Origin of the sequence: Pseudomonas parakoreensis (assembly GCF_021602155.1) — a bacterium.
Lineage (GTDB): Bacteria > Pseudomonadota > Gammaproteobacteria > Pseudomonadales > Pseudomonadaceae > Aquipseudomonas > Aquipseudomonas parakoreensis.
Window position 1 is genome coordinate 37,025 of record NZ_BQHY01000014.1, and the last position, 14,668, is coordinate 51,692.

At 60.8% G+C, this 14,668-nt stretch carries 11 protein-coding genes; 10 read left to right on the plus strand and 1 reads right to left on the minus strand.

All coding sequences use genetic code 11. The features are described from left to right. Positions 1-22: 22 nt before the first annotated feature. Positions 23-1,201, minus strand: coding sequence for a hypothetical protein (locus tag L6D63_RS21135; RefSeq protein ID WP_131671748.1), 1,179 nt, complete (start codon positions 1,199-1,201; stop codon positions 23-25). A 338-nt stretch (positions 1,202-1,539) separates the two neighbouring features. Here L6D63_RS21135 and L6D63_RS21140 point away from each other — a divergent pair, with 338 nt between their 5' ends. From L6D63_RS21140 to L6D63_RS21185, 10 genes are all read left to right on the plus strand, one after another. Continuing rightward, entirely contained in the window at positions 1,540-2,409 is an 870-nt protein-coding gene (locus L6D63_RS21140; protein WP_047294775.1) for an esterase/lipase family protein, read from the plus strand. 96 nt (positions 2,410-2,505) lie between these two features. Continuing rightward, positions 2,506-2,787: a peptidylprolyl isomerase gene (locus tag L6D63_RS21145; protein ID WP_007912303.1), complete on the plus strand. Its 282-nt coding sequence runs from the start codon at positions 2,506-2,508 to the stop codon at positions 2,785-2,787. Positions 2,788-2,922: 135 nt separating this feature from the next. Further along, positions 2,923-4,791 (plus strand): extracellular solute-binding protein, encoded by a 1,869-nt coding sequence (locus tag L6D63_RS21150; RefSeq protein ID WP_131671747.1) that lies wholly within the window; start codon positions 2,923-2,925, stop codon positions 4,789-4,791. Then, positions 4,791-5,852: a microcin C ABC transporter permease YejB gene (locus L6D63_RS21155; protein WP_131671746.1), complete on the plus strand. Its 1,062-nt coding sequence runs from the start codon at positions 4,791-4,793 to the stop codon at positions 5,850-5,852. Before L6D63_RS21150 ends, L6D63_RS21155 begins: the two co-directional genes overlap by 1 nt. Further along, positions 5,852-6,874, plus strand: coding sequence for an ABC transporter permease (locus L6D63_RS21160; RefSeq protein WP_041064553.1), 1,023 nt, complete (start codon positions 5,852-5,854; stop codon positions 6,872-6,874). Before L6D63_RS21155 ends, L6D63_RS21160 begins: the two co-directional genes overlap by 1 nt. Positions 6,875-6,883: 9 nt before the next feature. Next, positions 6,884-8,458 carry an ABC transporter ATP-binding protein gene (locus L6D63_RS21165; RefSeq protein ID WP_131671745.1) on the plus strand — a complete coding sequence of 525 codons (1,575 nt, stop codon included), beginning with the start codon at positions 6,884-6,886 and terminating at the stop codon, positions 8,456-8,458. A gap of 169 nt (positions 8,459-8,627) precedes the next feature. After that, positions 8,628-10,043 carry a sigma-54 interaction domain-containing protein gene (locus L6D63_RS21170; protein ID WP_131671744.1) on the plus strand — a complete coding sequence of 472 codons (1,416 nt, stop codon included), beginning with the start codon at positions 8,628-8,630 and terminating at the stop codon, positions 10,041-10,043. 283 nt (positions 10,044-10,326) lie between these two features. After that, positions 10,327-11,718, plus strand: coding sequence for a GntP family permease (locus tag L6D63_RS21175; RefSeq protein ID WP_095669055.1), 1,392 nt, complete (start codon positions 10,327-10,329; stop codon positions 11,716-11,718). Positions 11,719-11,725: 7 nt separating this feature from the next. Continuing rightward, the gene (gene hbdH / locus L6D63_RS21180) at positions 11,726-12,499 is read left to right on the plus strand and encodes a 3-hydroxybutyrate dehydrogenase (protein WP_095669054.1); all 774 of its coding nucleotides are present in this window, start codon (positions 11,726-11,728) and stop codon (positions 12,497-12,499) included. A gap of 167 nt (positions 12,500-12,666) precedes the next feature. Beyond that, positions 12,667-14,622 (plus strand): acetoacetate--CoA ligase, encoded by a 1,956-nt coding sequence (locus L6D63_RS21185; protein ID WP_131671743.1) that lies wholly within the window; start codon positions 12,667-12,669, stop codon positions 14,620-14,622. Positions 14,623-14,668: the final 46 nt, after the last annotated feature.

The window sequence follows — 14,668 nt, forward strand, 5'->3', positions numbered from 1 at the left end:
ATCGCCAAGCTTTCATCACAGATTATGCCCGCACCCGGATACGGCTCACCTCGGAGGCCTGGCTGACATCATCCAGCCGTTCCACCGAATACGACACCTGCACCACAGTTTCCCGATGCTCTCGCCAGAAACGGTAAGGCACGATGAATACCACGGGCTGGCCTGCGGTTTCCCGGGTGATATCCCGATCATCGCGATGACTGAAATACTCACCATCACATTTCAAGTAAACCAGCTCCCCCTCCTCAGCCTGGGCATTGTCGATCACTACGGTAATGCCATCCTCGGCATCCACTACCTCCAGCTCGCCGTCTTGCGCCTCCAGTACCTGCGGAGCTGCAAGATCACCTCGCATCAAGGGTGCGATCAGAACGCGCAGGTTTGCAGACTGCCTTACCTGAGCCGAGCCTGACTCCACCCGGTAGCTGACGCTCACCTCGTGCATGCGATGTGGGGCGATGCAATGCGCGGGTATCCAGAAAGACAGCGCTTCGCCCACTGCAAACTGTTCTACGAGCAATGCATCATTGATCACCGGCAGTCCTTCGACACCTTGCCAGGACAGGATGACTCGGTCCCCGACAGCCATCCGGGCGTAAGGTCGCACGATCACGCCAGTCCCTTGCGGAACACGGTCCGGATCAAGCGTCCCACCCACCGTCTCTTCAAGGATCGGCGCCAGCAGATCGGGTTCCGGATCGCCCACATCCAGCTGCAAGCGCCTGGATGACAGCGGCTCCGGCAGCGCGACGCTGTACAGCGTCCAGAAAACCTCCAGTGAGCCACGCTCCAGCGCTGCTATGTGCAATCCCTTCACGACAAAGACAAGTTCCTGCCCCACCTGGCCTTCACTGACCGTGCGAGTGATTTCGTGGATGTAGGACAAGCCTTCGTCATCCAGCCCTTGCCAGTGCAGCACAAGTTTGTCGCCGCACACCATGTTCGGGTAAGGCGCAACCCTGACGAATGCCTGGTTCAGTGAGGGATCAAGCATTCCGCCCTCCATAACCTCAAGCATCGGTGCAGGCAGCCACGAGACTGGAGCGGGTGCCGGTGCAGACGCAGGTCGATAGCAGAACTCGAAGTTCTCGCCGTCCACCTTCAAACTCAGAAGACCGCGTCCACCGGAGTCATCCGCTACGGGAGAGGTATTTGACGCGGGCGCCACAGAGGCGTCGCCGTTGACTTCGTATATAGACATTCGTAGCTCCATTCCTTGGATAAAACGCCGCCATGAAGGCAGCGTCGAACGAACTCCATTGAACACCATCCAGCAATCGCCAGAAGTCAGCACAATGCCTCCCATCAGCAGGGTAAATGCACCGCATGACGTAGGCATACGAAGCAGAATCAAGCGATACCGCTCAAAAGATTGCCAAATGTTCCGACTACCCCCTCAAGCAGAAGCGAATATTCGTACCGCTTTTAGTCCAGTTTCCTTTCAGTACCGAGGAGCTTTCAGACATCGCCGACCCGCAGGCCTGTTTTACAGTGGCACGCACCAACCACTGACAAGCATCTGCAGAAAGAGGCAGAAACATGCAACGGAATGCGACAACCCGCTACCCCATCCTTTTGGTCCATGGCCTGTTCGGGTTTGACCGTATCGGCCATTTCGAGCTTTTTCATGATGTCAAGCAAGCGCTGAGGGAAGCAGGCGGCCAAGTGTTTGTGCCGCAGCTGTCTGCGACCCATGACAACGAAGTACGCGGCCAGCAATTGATGTTCCAGATCGAAAGCGTTCTGCGAGGAACAGGAGCCGGCAAGGTCAACCTGATCGGGCATAGCCAGGGCGCGCTGGCGTGCCGTTACGCCGCTGCGCTGGCACCGGAGAAAGTCGCCTCGGTCACGTCGGTAAGTGGCCCCAATCACGGTTCGGAACTGGCTGACGCCTTACGCCAGGCCCTGATACCGGGTGGCCTGCCGGAGCAGGTGGCGGAGCACGCTGCAACACAGTTTGCCCGCTTCCTCTCGCTGCTCAGCGGGCAACCGGGCCTGCCGCAGAACGCTGTCGCCGCACTCAATGCCCTGACGACCGCAGGTGTTGGGCAATTCAACAGAAAGTATCCGCAAGGTCTGCCTTCCAGCTGGGGCGGCCAGGGTGCGGAGCGGGTCAATGACGTTCACTACTATTCCTGGAGCGGCACGCTGCAGGACAACTTATTGCAGGCACTTGATCCGGTGCATATCGTCTGCCGGGGATTATCAGAGCATTTTGTCGCAGAGGCCGGGCAGAACGATGGCTTCGTGGGACGCTACAGTTCCCATCTGGGCCGGGTCATCCGTTCCGACTATCCTTTCAGCCACCTGGGCAGTCTGCGTCGCCCCGACGGAGTGAAAAAAACCGGCCAGGATCCGATCGCCCTCTACGTCGAGCATGCTGCTCGCCTGCGGGCTGCGCAGCTGTAAGCGTGCGCCAGCGCACCGAGCGGAACTTTGCCAAGAAATCGCTTACTGATTCCGGTAGGCTCCACACTTTACTGAAATAGATTGGAGATTTTCCCCATGGCTAAAGCCACTGCCCGCCACATCCTGGTTTCCAGCGAAGACAAGTGCAACGAACTCAAGGCCCAGATCGAAGGCGGTGCTGATTTCGCCGAAGTCGCCAAGGCCAACTCCACCTGCCCGTCCAGTCGTCAGGGCGGCGACCTGGGTTCTTTCGGTCCTGGCCAGATGGTCAAGGAGTTCGACACCGTGGTCTTCAGCGCGCCGATCAACGTCGTGCAAGGCCCGGTGAAGACCCAGTTCGGTTATCACTTGCTCGAAGTCACCAGCCGCCAGGACTGATCCGTCGCCTGATTGCTGCCCCAACGGCCCGCCTTCTGGTGGGCCGTTGTGTTTTGGTTACAGGATGCGGCTGGCGACTGACGCGCCGCTCGCGTACAAATTGCGCTTATCGATCACCCGGCTTTAAGGCTGACAATGCGACTGGCTTTCCCTTCTCTGCTGTTCACTGCCGTGGCCCTGTTATTGGGCGCCGCCGGTGTGGACGCCACCCCGCAACACGCGTTGACCGTCTATGGCGAACCGGCCAAATACCCGGCCGGTTTCAGCCACTTCGACTACACCAACCCGCAGGCGCCCAAGGGCGGCACCATGCGCCGCTCGGCGATAGAGATCGGGCATTTCGATCACATCCTGCCTTATATCGATAAGGGCATCGGCGTCACCCAGATTGACGGCATGCTCTATTCGCCGTTGGCCCAGCGTTCGATGGACGAGCCTTACACCGTCTATGGCCTGGTGGCACAAAAAATGGAACGCTCGGAGGACGGGCTGTCCCTGCGCTTTTTCATCAACCCCCAGGCGCGTTTCGCCGACGGCACGCCGATCACTGCCGAAGACGTGCGCTACACCTATGACTTGCTGATGACCCAGGGCAGCCTGCGCTATCGCACACAGTTCGCCGATGTCAAAGGTGTCGAAGTGGAAGCGCCGCTGACCGTGCGCTTCGACTTCAAGAGCAACGAGAACCGCACCTTGCCGCTGGACATCGCCACCCTGCCGGTGTTTCCCGAGCATTGGTGGAAAACCCGCGACTTCGCCGGTGGCGGCGGCTATGAACCCCCGCTGGGCAGCGGCCCGTATCGGGTGGGCAAGGTCGACTCCGGGCGCAGCATCACATTCGAGCGCAATCCCGACTGGTGGGGCAAGGACCTGCCGGTCAGTCGCGGCCTGTACAACTTCGATCACTTCAGCATCGAGTATTTCGGCGACACCGATGTCGCACGCCAGGTGCTGCGCGGCGGCGCCTATGATTACAATCGCGAGTTTTCCGCCACCGGCTATTCGATCGGTTACGACAGCCCGGCGCTGAGTGACGGCCGCTTGCAGAAAGCCCACCTGGCCACCGAGGCCCCGCAATCGGCACAGGGCTTCGTGTTTAACCTGCAGAAACCGATGTTCCAGGATCGTCGGGTGCGTCAGGCACTGGCGATGCTCTGGGATTTCGAGTGGAGCAACCGGCAGATGATGCGCAACATGTACATCCGCCAGCAGAGCTATTTCTCCAACACCGCCCTGGCCGCCCGCGAGCTGCCGGATGCGGCGGAGCTGAAAATCCTTGAGCCGCTGCGCGGGCAGGTTCCCGACGAGGTCTTCACCCAGGTCTTCGAGGCGCCGAAAACCGACGGTAGCGGCTTGATCCGCGATAAACAGTTGCAGGCTCTGGAGTTGCTCGAACAGGCAGGCTGGAAACCCGATGGCGACCAACTGGTCAACACCGAGGGCGAACCGCTGAGTTTCACCTTTCTGGTCAGCCAGAACGGCATGGATCGCCTGCTCCTGCCTTACAAACGCACGCTGAAACAGATCGGCATCGAGCTGAATATCCGCCGCATCGACTCCTCGCAATACGTCAATCGCCTGATGAGCCGCGACTACGACATGATCGTCACCGGCTACCCGGTCAGCACATCTCCGGGTGGCGAGTTGCTCAACTACTTCGGCTCGATTTCGGCCAACGACCCCGGCGCCAATAACTACATGGTGCTGAAGAATCCCGCGGTCGACACCTTGATCAACGGCCTGATCCGCGCCTCGACCCAGAGTGACATGCTGCACTACGTCCACGCCCTGGATCGGGTGTTGCAGTGGAACTACTACTGGATTCCCAACTATTACCCGCCGGGCACCTCCACCGTCTGGTGGAATCGGTTCGGCATGCCGGCGACACAAGCCAGCAATGACGAAGCCATCGAGAGCTGGTGGGAAATCAGCAGCACGCCGCTGACCAACCAGCAGATGACCGCCGAAAAAATCGGTCGTGGCAGACCCGGAGGACCGCACTGATGTGGGCTTACATTCTGCGGCGCTTGCTGCTGATCATTCCGACGCTGGTGATCATCCTGCTGGTGAATTTCGTGATCATCCAGGCGGCCCCCGGCGGCCCGGTCGAACAGGCCATCGCCCATCTGCAAGGCATCGGCGGAGCGAGCGTCGGCGGCAGTGCCAGCGAGACCATGAGCAGCACTTCGCGTGCCAGCCGTGGCCTCGACCCGCAACTGATCAAGGACATCGAAAAACAGTACGGTTTCGACAAGCCGGCGCATGAACGCTTGTGGCTGATGCTGAAGAACTACGCGCAGCTGGACTTCGGCAAAAGCTTTTTCCGCGGCGCCACCGTCACCGATCTGATTCTGGAAAAAATGCCGGTGACCATTTCCCTCGGCCTGTGGGCGACACTGATCACTTATCTGGTGTCGATCCCGCTGGGCATTCGCAAGGCCGTGCATCACGGCAGCCATTTCGATATCTGGAGCAGTACCGCGATCATCATCGGCTATGCGATGCCGGCGTTTCTGTTTGCGATGTTTCTGATCGTGGTGTTTGCCGGCGGCACCTCGCTGAACTGGTTTCCGGTGCGCGGACTGGTCTCGGACAACTTCGAATCGCTGTCGACCCTGGGCAAGATTGCCGATTACTTCTGGCACCTGGTGTTGCCGGTGACAGCGCTGGTGATCGGCGGTTTCGCCACGCTGACGATCCTCACCAAGAACTCGTTCCTCAATGAAATCACCCGCCAGTATGTGGTCACCGCCCGCGCCAAAGGCCTGAGCGAGCGCCGCGTGCTCTACGGTCACGTGTTTCGCAACGCGATGCTGCTGGTGGTCTCGGGGATTCCACAGGCGTTCATCAGTGTGTTCTTTGCCGGATCGCTGCTGATCGAAGTGATCTTCTCCCTCGACGGCCTCGGCCGCATGAGTTACGAAGCGGCGGTTTCCCGAGACTACCCGGTCGTATTCGGTTCGCTGTTCATCTTCACCCTGTTCGGACTCTTGATAAAACTGATCGGCGACCTGTGCTACACCCTGGTCGATCCGCGTATCGACTTCGCCGCGAGGAACGCCTGATGTTCAAGCTCTCGCCCCTGGGCCGACGCCGTTTCGCACGCTTCAAGAAAAACCGCCGAGGCTGGTGGTCGCTGTGGCTGTTCATCGGACTGTTCGTGGTAACGCTGGGCGGTGAACTGATCGCCAACGACAAACCGTTGGTGGTCAGCTATCAGGGCCAGCTCTACTTCCCGGTGTTCAAGCGTTACACCGAGCAGGAATTTGGCGGCCAGCTGCCGTTCCAGGCCGATTATCGCAGTGATTACGTGCAGAACCTGATCCGCAAGGACGGTGGCTGGCTGCTGTTTCCGCCGATTCCGTTCAGCGACGACACGCCCAACTACGACCTCAATCAACCTGCGCCGAGCCCGCCTTCTAAGGTCAACTGGCTGGGCACTGACGATCAAGCGCGCGATGTGTTGGCGCGGGTGATTTTCGGCGCCCGGGTGTCGATCCTGTTTGCCTTGATGCTCACCGCCATCAGTGCACTGATCGGGATTGCCGCCGGGGCCCTGCAAGGCTATTACGGCGGCTGGGTCGATTTGCTCGGGCAACGCCTGCTGGAAGTCTGGACCGGGTTACCGGTGTTGTATCTGCTGATTATCCTGTCGGGTTTCGTCGAGCCGAATTTCTGGTGGCTGCTGGGGATCATGGCGCTGTTTTCCTGGCTGGCGCTGGTGGATGTGGTGCGCGCCGAGTTCCTGCGCGGGCGCAACCTGGAATACGTCAAAGCCGCTCGCGCCCTGGGCCTGAGCGACCGCAAGGTGATTGTCCGGCACATCCTGCCCAATGCGATGAACGCAACGCTGAGTTACCTGCCGTTCATTCTGACCGGAGCGATTTCCACCCTCACCGCCCTCGACTTCCTTGGTTTCGGCATGCCCGCCGGCAGCGCTTCGCTGGGCGAACTGATCGGTCAGGGCAAACAGAACCTGCAAGCACCGTGGCTCGGGCTGACGGCGTTTTTCACCCTGGCGCTGATTCTTTCTTTACTGGTGTTCATCGGCGAAGCGTTACGTGACGCGTTCGACCCTCGATCCTGAAGTGTGACCATGACTGATAACCTGATCGAAATCCGTGACCTCAATGTCGCCTTCCATGGCCAGCCGGCAGTGCGCAACCTGTGCCTGGACATTCGCCCCGGCGAGTGCCTGGCACTGGTAGGTGAATCGGGCTCGGGCAAGTCGGTGACCGCACATTCGATTCTGCAATTGCTCCCCGAAAGTGTTGCGCAAACCACTGGCAGCATTCGCTATCGCGGCCAGGAACTGCTCGGTGCCGATCCGAAGGTGCTGCGGGAACTGCGCGGCAACCGCATCGCGATGATCTTTCAGGAACCGATGACCTCGCTCAACCCGCTGCACACCATTGAAAAACAGATCGGCGAAACGCTGCTGGTGCATCGCGGCCTGGGCGGTAAAGCAGCGCAACAACGCATTCTGGAACTGCTGGAACTGGTGGGTATTCAAAAACCCAAAGAGCGCCTCAAAGCCTATCCGCATCAGCTGTCCGGTGGTCAGCGGCAACGGGTGATGATCGCCATGGCCCTGGCCTGCGAGCCGGAACTGCTGATTGCCGACGAGCCAACCACGGCACTGGATGTGACGGTGCAGCGCAAGATCCTGCTGCTGCTCAAATCCTTGCAGCAGCGCTTGGGCATGTCGCTGCTGCTGATCAGTCACGACCTCAATCTGGTGCGCAGCATCGCGCAACGAGTGTGCGTGATGAAGGCGGGTGAAATCGTCGAGCAGGCGCCGTGCGAAACCCTGTTTACCGAGCCAAAGCATCCCTACAGCTGCGTGCTGCTCAACGCCGAGCCGGAAGGCGAAGCCCTGCCCCGGGACGAACGCGAGAACGTGCTGGAGGTGGATGATCTGCGCGTCGAGTTCGTCGTCGGTGGCGGGCTGTTCCAGCGCAAGCAATACCTGCGTGCAGTGGACGGCATCAGCCTGAATATCCAGCGCGGCAAGACCCTGGGCATTGTCGGCGAATCCGGCTCGGGGAAATCGACCCTGGGCCAGGCGATTCTGCGGCTGCTCGACTCCGAGGGCAGCATTCGCTTTCAGGGCACCGCCCTTGATGGCCTCGACCAGAAGCAGTTGCGGCCGTGGCGCCGACAGATGCAGGTGGTGTTCCAGGACCCGTTCGGCAGTCTCAGCCCACGGATGTCGGTGGCGCAGATCATCAGCGAGGGGCTGGAGGTGCATTGTCAGTCCAGCGCCGAAGAGTGCGATGCCCAGGTGATCCGCGTGCTCAAGGAAGTGGGTCTCGATCCGGAAAGTCGTCATCGCTATCCGCACGAATTTTCCGGCGGCCAGCGCCAGCGCATCGCTATCGCCCGGGCCCTGGTGCTGAAGCCGGCGCTGATCCTGCTCGATGAGCCGACCTCGGCGCTCGATCGGACCGTACAGAAGCAGGTGGTCGCCCTGCTCCGCGACCTTCAGGAAAAACACGGCCTGACCTACCTGTTCATCAGTCACGATCTGGCGGTGGTACGGGCGCTGGCGCACGACATGATCGTGATCAAGGACGGCAAGGTGGTCGAGCGCGGCGCCAGTCACGAAGTGTTCGACTCGCCGCAGCACCCTTACACCAAAGAGCTGTTGGCAGCGGCGCATCCGGGGTAGGCATAATCGGCGCTTGCCTTGATACCGGGTCGCGACCTTCGCTGGCAAGCCAGCTCCCACAGGGATTCGGGTTGTACCCAAATATGGGGTACCCCAGAGAAACCTGTGGGAGCTGGCTTGCCAGCGAAGAGGCCCGAACAGACAACCCAAACTCCGGATCAACTCACCCATGAACACCACCGAAAGCCTCAAGGACTACCAACGCGTGCGCACGCTGGCGATCCGCTCGCTGTTCGAGATCATCGAGCAGTCCAGCGAAGGCACGGTGATTGTCGATCGCGATGCCAATATCGTCTGGATGAACGAGCGCTATGCCCGGCGTTTTGGGCTGGAGTCGGCGAAAAAAGCCATCGGCAAACCCTGCGAAAGCGTGATCCCCGGCAGCCTGCTGCGTGAAGTGGTGCGTACCGGCCGCCCCATTCTGCTGGACATGCAGGACACGCCAAAAGAGCCGTTGGTGGTCATGCGTCTGCCGATCCACGACGACGCCGGCGCGGTGATTGGCGCTATCGGTTTTGCCCTGTTCGATGAGTTGCGCACGCTGTCGCCGATGCTCAAGCGCTACCTGAGCATGCAGGAAGAGCTGGCCTCGACCCGCTCGCTGCTGCGGGCCCGGCAGACCAAATACAACTTCGCCCATTTCATCGGCACCAGCAGCGCCAGCCTCGACGTCAAACGCCGCGCCCGGCGCAGTGCCAGCGCCGAATCCCCGGTGTTGCTGCTGGGTGAGACCGGCACTGGTAAAGAGCTGCTGGCCCAGGCGATTCACAGCGCCTCGCCCCGGGCGCACAAGGCGTTCGTCAGCATCAACAGCGCGGCGATTCCCGAAGCGCTGCTGGAAGCCGAGTTCTTCGGCACTGCACCTGGCGCGTTTACCGGCGCTGATCGCAAAGGGCGTACCGGCAAGTTGCAGATTGCTCAGGGCGGGACGCTGTTTCTCGACGAGATTGGCGACATGCCGTTACCGCTGCAAAGCAAACTGCTGCGGGTGTTGCAGGAAAAGGAATTCGAACCGGTTGGCTCCAACGACGTGATCCAGAGCGATGTGCGGGTGATCGCAGCGACGTCGACCGATCTGCAAGCGGCGATCAAGCGCGGTGAGTTCCGCGCCGACCTGTATTACCGCCTCAACGTGCTGCCGATCCATGTTCCGCCGCTGCGCGAGCGTCTCGATGACTTGCCGGCGCTCAGCGAAGCGATCCTTGAAGAGTTGCGCAGCCAGCATGAGCTGAGCCGTACAGCGCTGGATCTGCTCGGGCAACATGCGTGGCCGGGCAACATCCGCGAGTTGCGCAACGTGCTGGAACGCGCAGCGCTGCTCAGCGATGACCTGGTCCTCACCGACGAGGATATCCGCGCGGCCATTGGCACCTTTACCCCGGTGGAGCGCCCATCGGTGCCGACGCTGGAGCCGTTGGCGGAAGAGAGTTTTGCCCAGGCGCGGCAGCGGTTTGACCGGCAACTGATCCAGTCGGCGCTCGCGCAATGTGCGGGCAAGGTGCCGGAGGCGGCGGCTCGTCTGGGGCTGGGGCGGTCGACGCTGTACAAGAAGATGCTGGCCTTGGGCATCGCAGAGTCTCAATAAAGAGATGCAGTCTCGTTAGCGAGACATTCACTTCAAGATCAAAAGATCGCAGCCTTCGGCAGCTCCTACAGGGTTGATACGAAAATCCCATGTAGGAGCTGCCGAAGGCTGCGATCTTTTCGCCTCAAAAAAGTCTCACTATCGAGACATTGCCTCGAACAGCTGATCGAAAAACTCTATAAAAACCTTATATTTCAACAAGTTGAATATCTGGCACAGATCTCGCTACCGCCTCTCCTGCACCCGCAACACCCACAAAAATAACAATCCCTGGAGACACTCCATGAGTGTGATCATTGCCTTGGCAGCCCTCGCGCTGCTGATGCTCGCCGCCTACCGTGGCTACAGCGTCATTCTCTTCGCCCCGATTGCCGCCCTCGGCGCTGTCCTGCTGACCGACCCCTCCGCCGTCGCCCCTGCCTTCACCGGGGTATTCATGGAGAAAATGGTCGGTTTCATCAAACTGTATTTCCCGGTATTCCTGCTCGGCGCCGTGTTCGGCAAGTTGATCGAGTTGTCGGGGTTCTCCCGTTCGATCGTGGCCGCAGCGATTCGCTTGCTCGGCACCCGTCAGGCGATGCTGGTGATCGTGCTGGTCTGCGCCCTGCTCACCTACGGCGGCGTGTCGTTGTTCGTGGTGGTATTCGCGGTGTATCCGTTTGCCGCGGAAATGTTCCGCCAGAGCAACATCCCCAAGCGCCTGATCCCGGCGACCATCGCCCTCGGCGCGTTCTCGTTCACCATGGACGCCCTGCCCGGTACTCCGCAGATTCAGAACATCATCCCCAGCACGTTCTTCAACACCACCGCATGGGCCGCGCCGTGGCTGGGCGTGATCGGCACGATTTTCGTGTTCTGCGCCGGCATGCTGTTCCTGCAGCGCCAACGCAACAAAGCGCAGCGCGCCGGCGAAGGTTATGGCACCGAGCTGCGTAACGAGCCGGAAACCGCCGAAGACCTGAAGCTGCCGAACCCATGGCTCGCCCTGTCGCCGCTGCTGGCGGTGGGCATCATGAACCTGCTGTTCACCCAGTGGATTCCGCAGTGGTACGGCAAGACCCACAGCCTGGCGCTGCCGGGCATGACCGCGCCAGTGACCACGGAAATCGCCAAGCTCACGGCGATCTGGGCGGTGCAGGCGGCACTGCTGATCGGCATCCTGATGGTGCTGGTGTTCGGCTTCAAGGCGATCCGCAGCAAACTCGCCGAAGGCAGCAAAAGTGCGGTCAGCGGCGCATTGCTGGCGGCGATGAACACCGCCTCGGAATACGGTTTCGGTGCGGTAATCGCCTCGTTGCCGGGGTTCCTGGTGCTGGCCGACTGGCTCAAGCAAATCCCCAATCCGCTGGTCAACGAAGCGATCACCGTGACCCTGCTAGCGGGTATCACCGGTTCGGCATCGGGTGGCATGAGCATTGCGCTGGCGGCGATGTCCGAGCAGTTCATCGCCGCGGCGCACGCGGCGAACATTCCGCTGGAAGTGCTGCACCGCGTGGCCGCGATGGCCAGCGGCGGCATGGACACCTTGCCGCATAACGGCGCGGTGATCACCTTGCTGGCAGTCACTGGCCTGACCCACCGCGAAGCCTATAAAGACATTTTCTGTATTACGCTGATCAAGACCCTGGCGGTCTTCGTAGTGATCGGTACTTTCTACGCCACTGGCATTGTGTGAGGTATTCATGACGACTCTTTCGGGCAAGACCGCACTGGTTACCGGTTCTACCAGCGGCATCGGTCTGGGCATCGCCCTGAGCCTGGCCAAGGCTGGCGCCAACCTGATTCTCAACGGTTTCGGTGATGCCTCGAGCGTGATCGCCGAGGTCGGCCAGTTCGGCGGCAAGGTCGGTCACCACCCGGCGGATGTCAGCGATCCGGTGCAGATTGCCGACATGATCGCTTACGCCGAACGCGAATTCGGCGGCGTCGACATTCTGGTCAACAACGCCGGGATTCAGCATGTGGCGGCCGTGGAGGAGTTTCCGGTGGAGCGTTGGGATTCGATCATCGCGATCAACCTGTCCTCGGTGTTTCACAGCACCCGCCTGAGTCTGCCGGGCATGCGCGCCAAGGGTTGGGGGCGGATCGTCAACATTGCCTCGGTACACGGTCAGGTGGGTTCGACCGGTAAGGCTGCGTATGTGGCGGCCAAGCATGGGGTAATCGGTTTGACTAAAGTGGTCGGGTTGGAAACGGCCACCAGCAATGTGACCTGCAACGCGATCTGCCCGGGTTGGGTGTTGACGCCGCTGGTGCAGAAACAGATCGATGATCGCGCCGCCAAAGGCGTTGATCCGCAGCAGGCGCAGCATGATTTGCTGGCGGAAAAACAGCCGTCGCTGGAATTCGTCACACCGCAGCATCTGGGGGAACTGGTGTTGTTTCTGTGCAGTGAGGCTGGCAGTCAGGTGCGGGGGGCGGCGTGGAATATTGATGGGGGCTGGTTGGCGCAGTAAACAGCGCAAGCCCCCTGTGGCGAGGGAGCTTGCTCCCGCTGGGTGGCGAAGCCGCCCGCGGCAATTTACGACTGCTGCGCAGCCGATCGGGAGCAAGCTCCCTCGCCACAGAATTAAGTGCTGCACGCTGACCGGTGTGCTGGAACAACAAAACAAGAGGCAAACCAATGTCCGACCTCCTCTGGCAACCCGATGCCGAGCGTATCGCCCAATCGCGCATGGATCAGTTCCGCCGCGATATCAATCAGCGTCATGGCCTGGCGCTGAGCAGCTACACCGATCTGCACCGCTGGAGCGTGGATCAGCGCGAAGCGTTCTGGCAGGCGATCGTCGATTTCTTCGATATCCGCTTTCACACCCGACCCGACGCTATTCTGCGTGAAGGCGCGCAGATGCCCAGTGCCGAATGGTTTCCCGGCGCGACCCTGAACTTTGCCGAACACTTGCTGCGCCGTCGTGACGATGCAGTTGCGGTGATCGTCGTGGCGGAAAACGGTCAGCGCGAACAACTGACCTGGGCCGAACTCGCCGAGCACGTCGCCGGTTTTCAGGCCAGCCTGCAAGCCGCCGGTGTCAGCCTCGGCGACCGAGTGGCCGCGTGCATGCCCAACACCTGGCAGACCCTGGTGGCGATGCTCGCGACCACCAGCCTCGGGGCGATCTGGTCGTGCTCGTCGCCGGACTTCGGCACCCACGGCGTGATCGACCGCTTCGGCCAGATCGAACCCAAAGTGTTGATCACTTGCGCCGGCTACCGTTACGCCGGCAAAGACATTGATCAAACCACCAAGGTCAACGAAATCCTCGCGCAACTGCCATCGCTGCAGCAGTTAATCATCGTGCCCTACGCTCGCGCGCAGGCCCGTGCCGAGGATTTCCACACCCGTGCCAACGTGACGTTGTGGAACGACTTCTACCAACCCGGCGGCGAACCGCGGTTTGTCCCGGTGCCGTTCAATCACCCGCTGTACGTGCTGTATTCCAGCGGCACCACCGGCGTACCGAAATGCATCGTGCACAGCACCGGCGGCGTGCTGTTGCAGCATGCCAAGGAGCATGGCCTGCACGTCGATCTCGGCCCCGGTGACCGATTGTTCTACTACACCACTTGCGGCTGGATGATGTGGAACTGGCTGGTCTCGGCTCTCGCGGTCGGCAGCGCGGTAGTGTTGTATGACGGCTCGCCGTTTCACCCCGGCCATGAGCGACTGCTGGATCTGATCGACGACGAGCGCATCAGCGTGTTCGGCACCAGCCCCAAGTTTCTCGCGACACTGGAAAGCAGTGGTTTGAAGCCTGTGCAAAGCCATGATCTGAGTAGCCTGAAGACCTTGCTCTGCACGGGCTCCGCGCTGTCGCCGCAGAGCTATGACTTCGTCTACCGCGACTTCAAGCGCGACGTGTGCCTGGCGTCGATGTCCGGCGGCACCGATGTGGTCTCGTGCTTCGTCAACGGCAACCCGCTGTCGGCGGTGCGCCGCGGCGAAATCATGGGCAAGAGCCTGGGCATGGCGGTTGAAGTGTGGAACGACGCCGGCGTTGCAGTGGTCGGCGAAAAAGGTGAACTGGTCTGCACCCGGCACTTCCCGGCCATGCCCGTCGGTCTGTGGCACGACCCTGACGGCGAAAAGCTGCGCAAATCCTATTTCAGCCTGTTCCCCGGCGTCTGGGCCCAAGGCGATTACGCCGAACAATTGCCCCACGGCGGGATGCTGATCCACGGTCGCTCCGACGCCGTGCTCAACCCCGGCGGCGTGCGCATCGGTACGGCGGAAATTTATCGTCAGGTCGAGAAAGTCCCGCAGGTGCTGGACAGCGTGGCGATCGGGCAGCAATGGCAGGACGATGTGCGCGTGGTGCTGTTTGTGCGTGTGCAGGAGGGCGTGACGCTCGATGACAACCTGCAACAACAGATCCGCCAGGTGATCCGCGCCAATACCACACCGCGTCATGTGCCGGCGAAGATCGTCGCGGTGACCGATATTCCGCGCACCATCAGTGGCAAAGTGGTCGAACTTGCGGTGCGCAATGTGGTGCATGGCGAACCGGTGAAGAACACTGATGCGCTGGCCAATCCTGAAGCGCTGGAGCAGTTTCGCAATCGCCCGGAGCTGTCGGACTAAACGTTCCTCCTGTGGGAGCGAGCTTGCTCGCGAATGCCACCCGGCA

Excerpts from the sequence above, each read along its gene's own strand:
- L6D63_RS21170 (WP_131671744.1), top strand. The coding sequence starts at position 8,628 with ATGAACACCACCGAAAGCCTCAAGGACTACCAACGCGTGCGCACGCTG.
- L6D63_RS21150 (WP_131671747.1), top strand. The coding sequence starts at position 2,923 with ATGCGACTGGCTTTCCCTTCTCTGCTGTTCACTGCCGTGGCCCTGTTA.
- L6D63_RS21165 (WP_131671745.1), top strand. The coding sequence starts at position 6,884 with ATGACTGATAACCTGATCGAAATCCGTGACCTCAATGTCGCCTTCCAT.
- L6D63_RS21185 (WP_131671743.1), top strand. The coding sequence starts at position 12,667 with ATGTCCGACCTCCTCTGGCAACCCGATGCCGAGCGTATCGCCCAATCG.
- L6D63_RS21135 (WP_131671748.1), bottom strand. The coding sequence starts at position 1,201 with ATGTCTATATACGAAGTCAACGGCGACGCCTCTGTGGCGCCCGCGTCA.
- L6D63_RS21155 (WP_131671746.1), top strand. The coding sequence starts at position 4,791 with ATGTGGGCTTACATTCTGCGGCGCTTGCTGCTGATCATTCCGACGCTG.
- hbdH (WP_095669054.1), top strand. The coding sequence starts at position 11,726 with ATGACGACTCTTTCGGGCAAGACCGCACTGGTTACCGGTTCTACCAGC.
- L6D63_RS21160 (WP_041064553.1), top strand. The coding sequence starts at position 5,852 with ATGTTCAAGCTCTCGCCCCTGGGCCGACGCCGTTTCGCACGCTTCAAG.
- L6D63_RS21145 (WP_007912303.1), top strand. The coding sequence starts at position 2,506 with ATGGCTAAAGCCACTGCCCGCCACATCCTGGTTTCCAGCGAAGACAAG.
- L6D63_RS21175 (WP_095669055.1), top strand. The coding sequence starts at position 10,327 with ATGAGTGTGATCATTGCCTTGGCAGCCCTCGCGCTGCTGATGCTCGCC.
- L6D63_RS21140 (WP_047294775.1), top strand. The coding sequence starts at position 1,540 with ATGCAACGGAATGCGACAACCCGCTACCCCATCCTTTTGGTCCATGGC.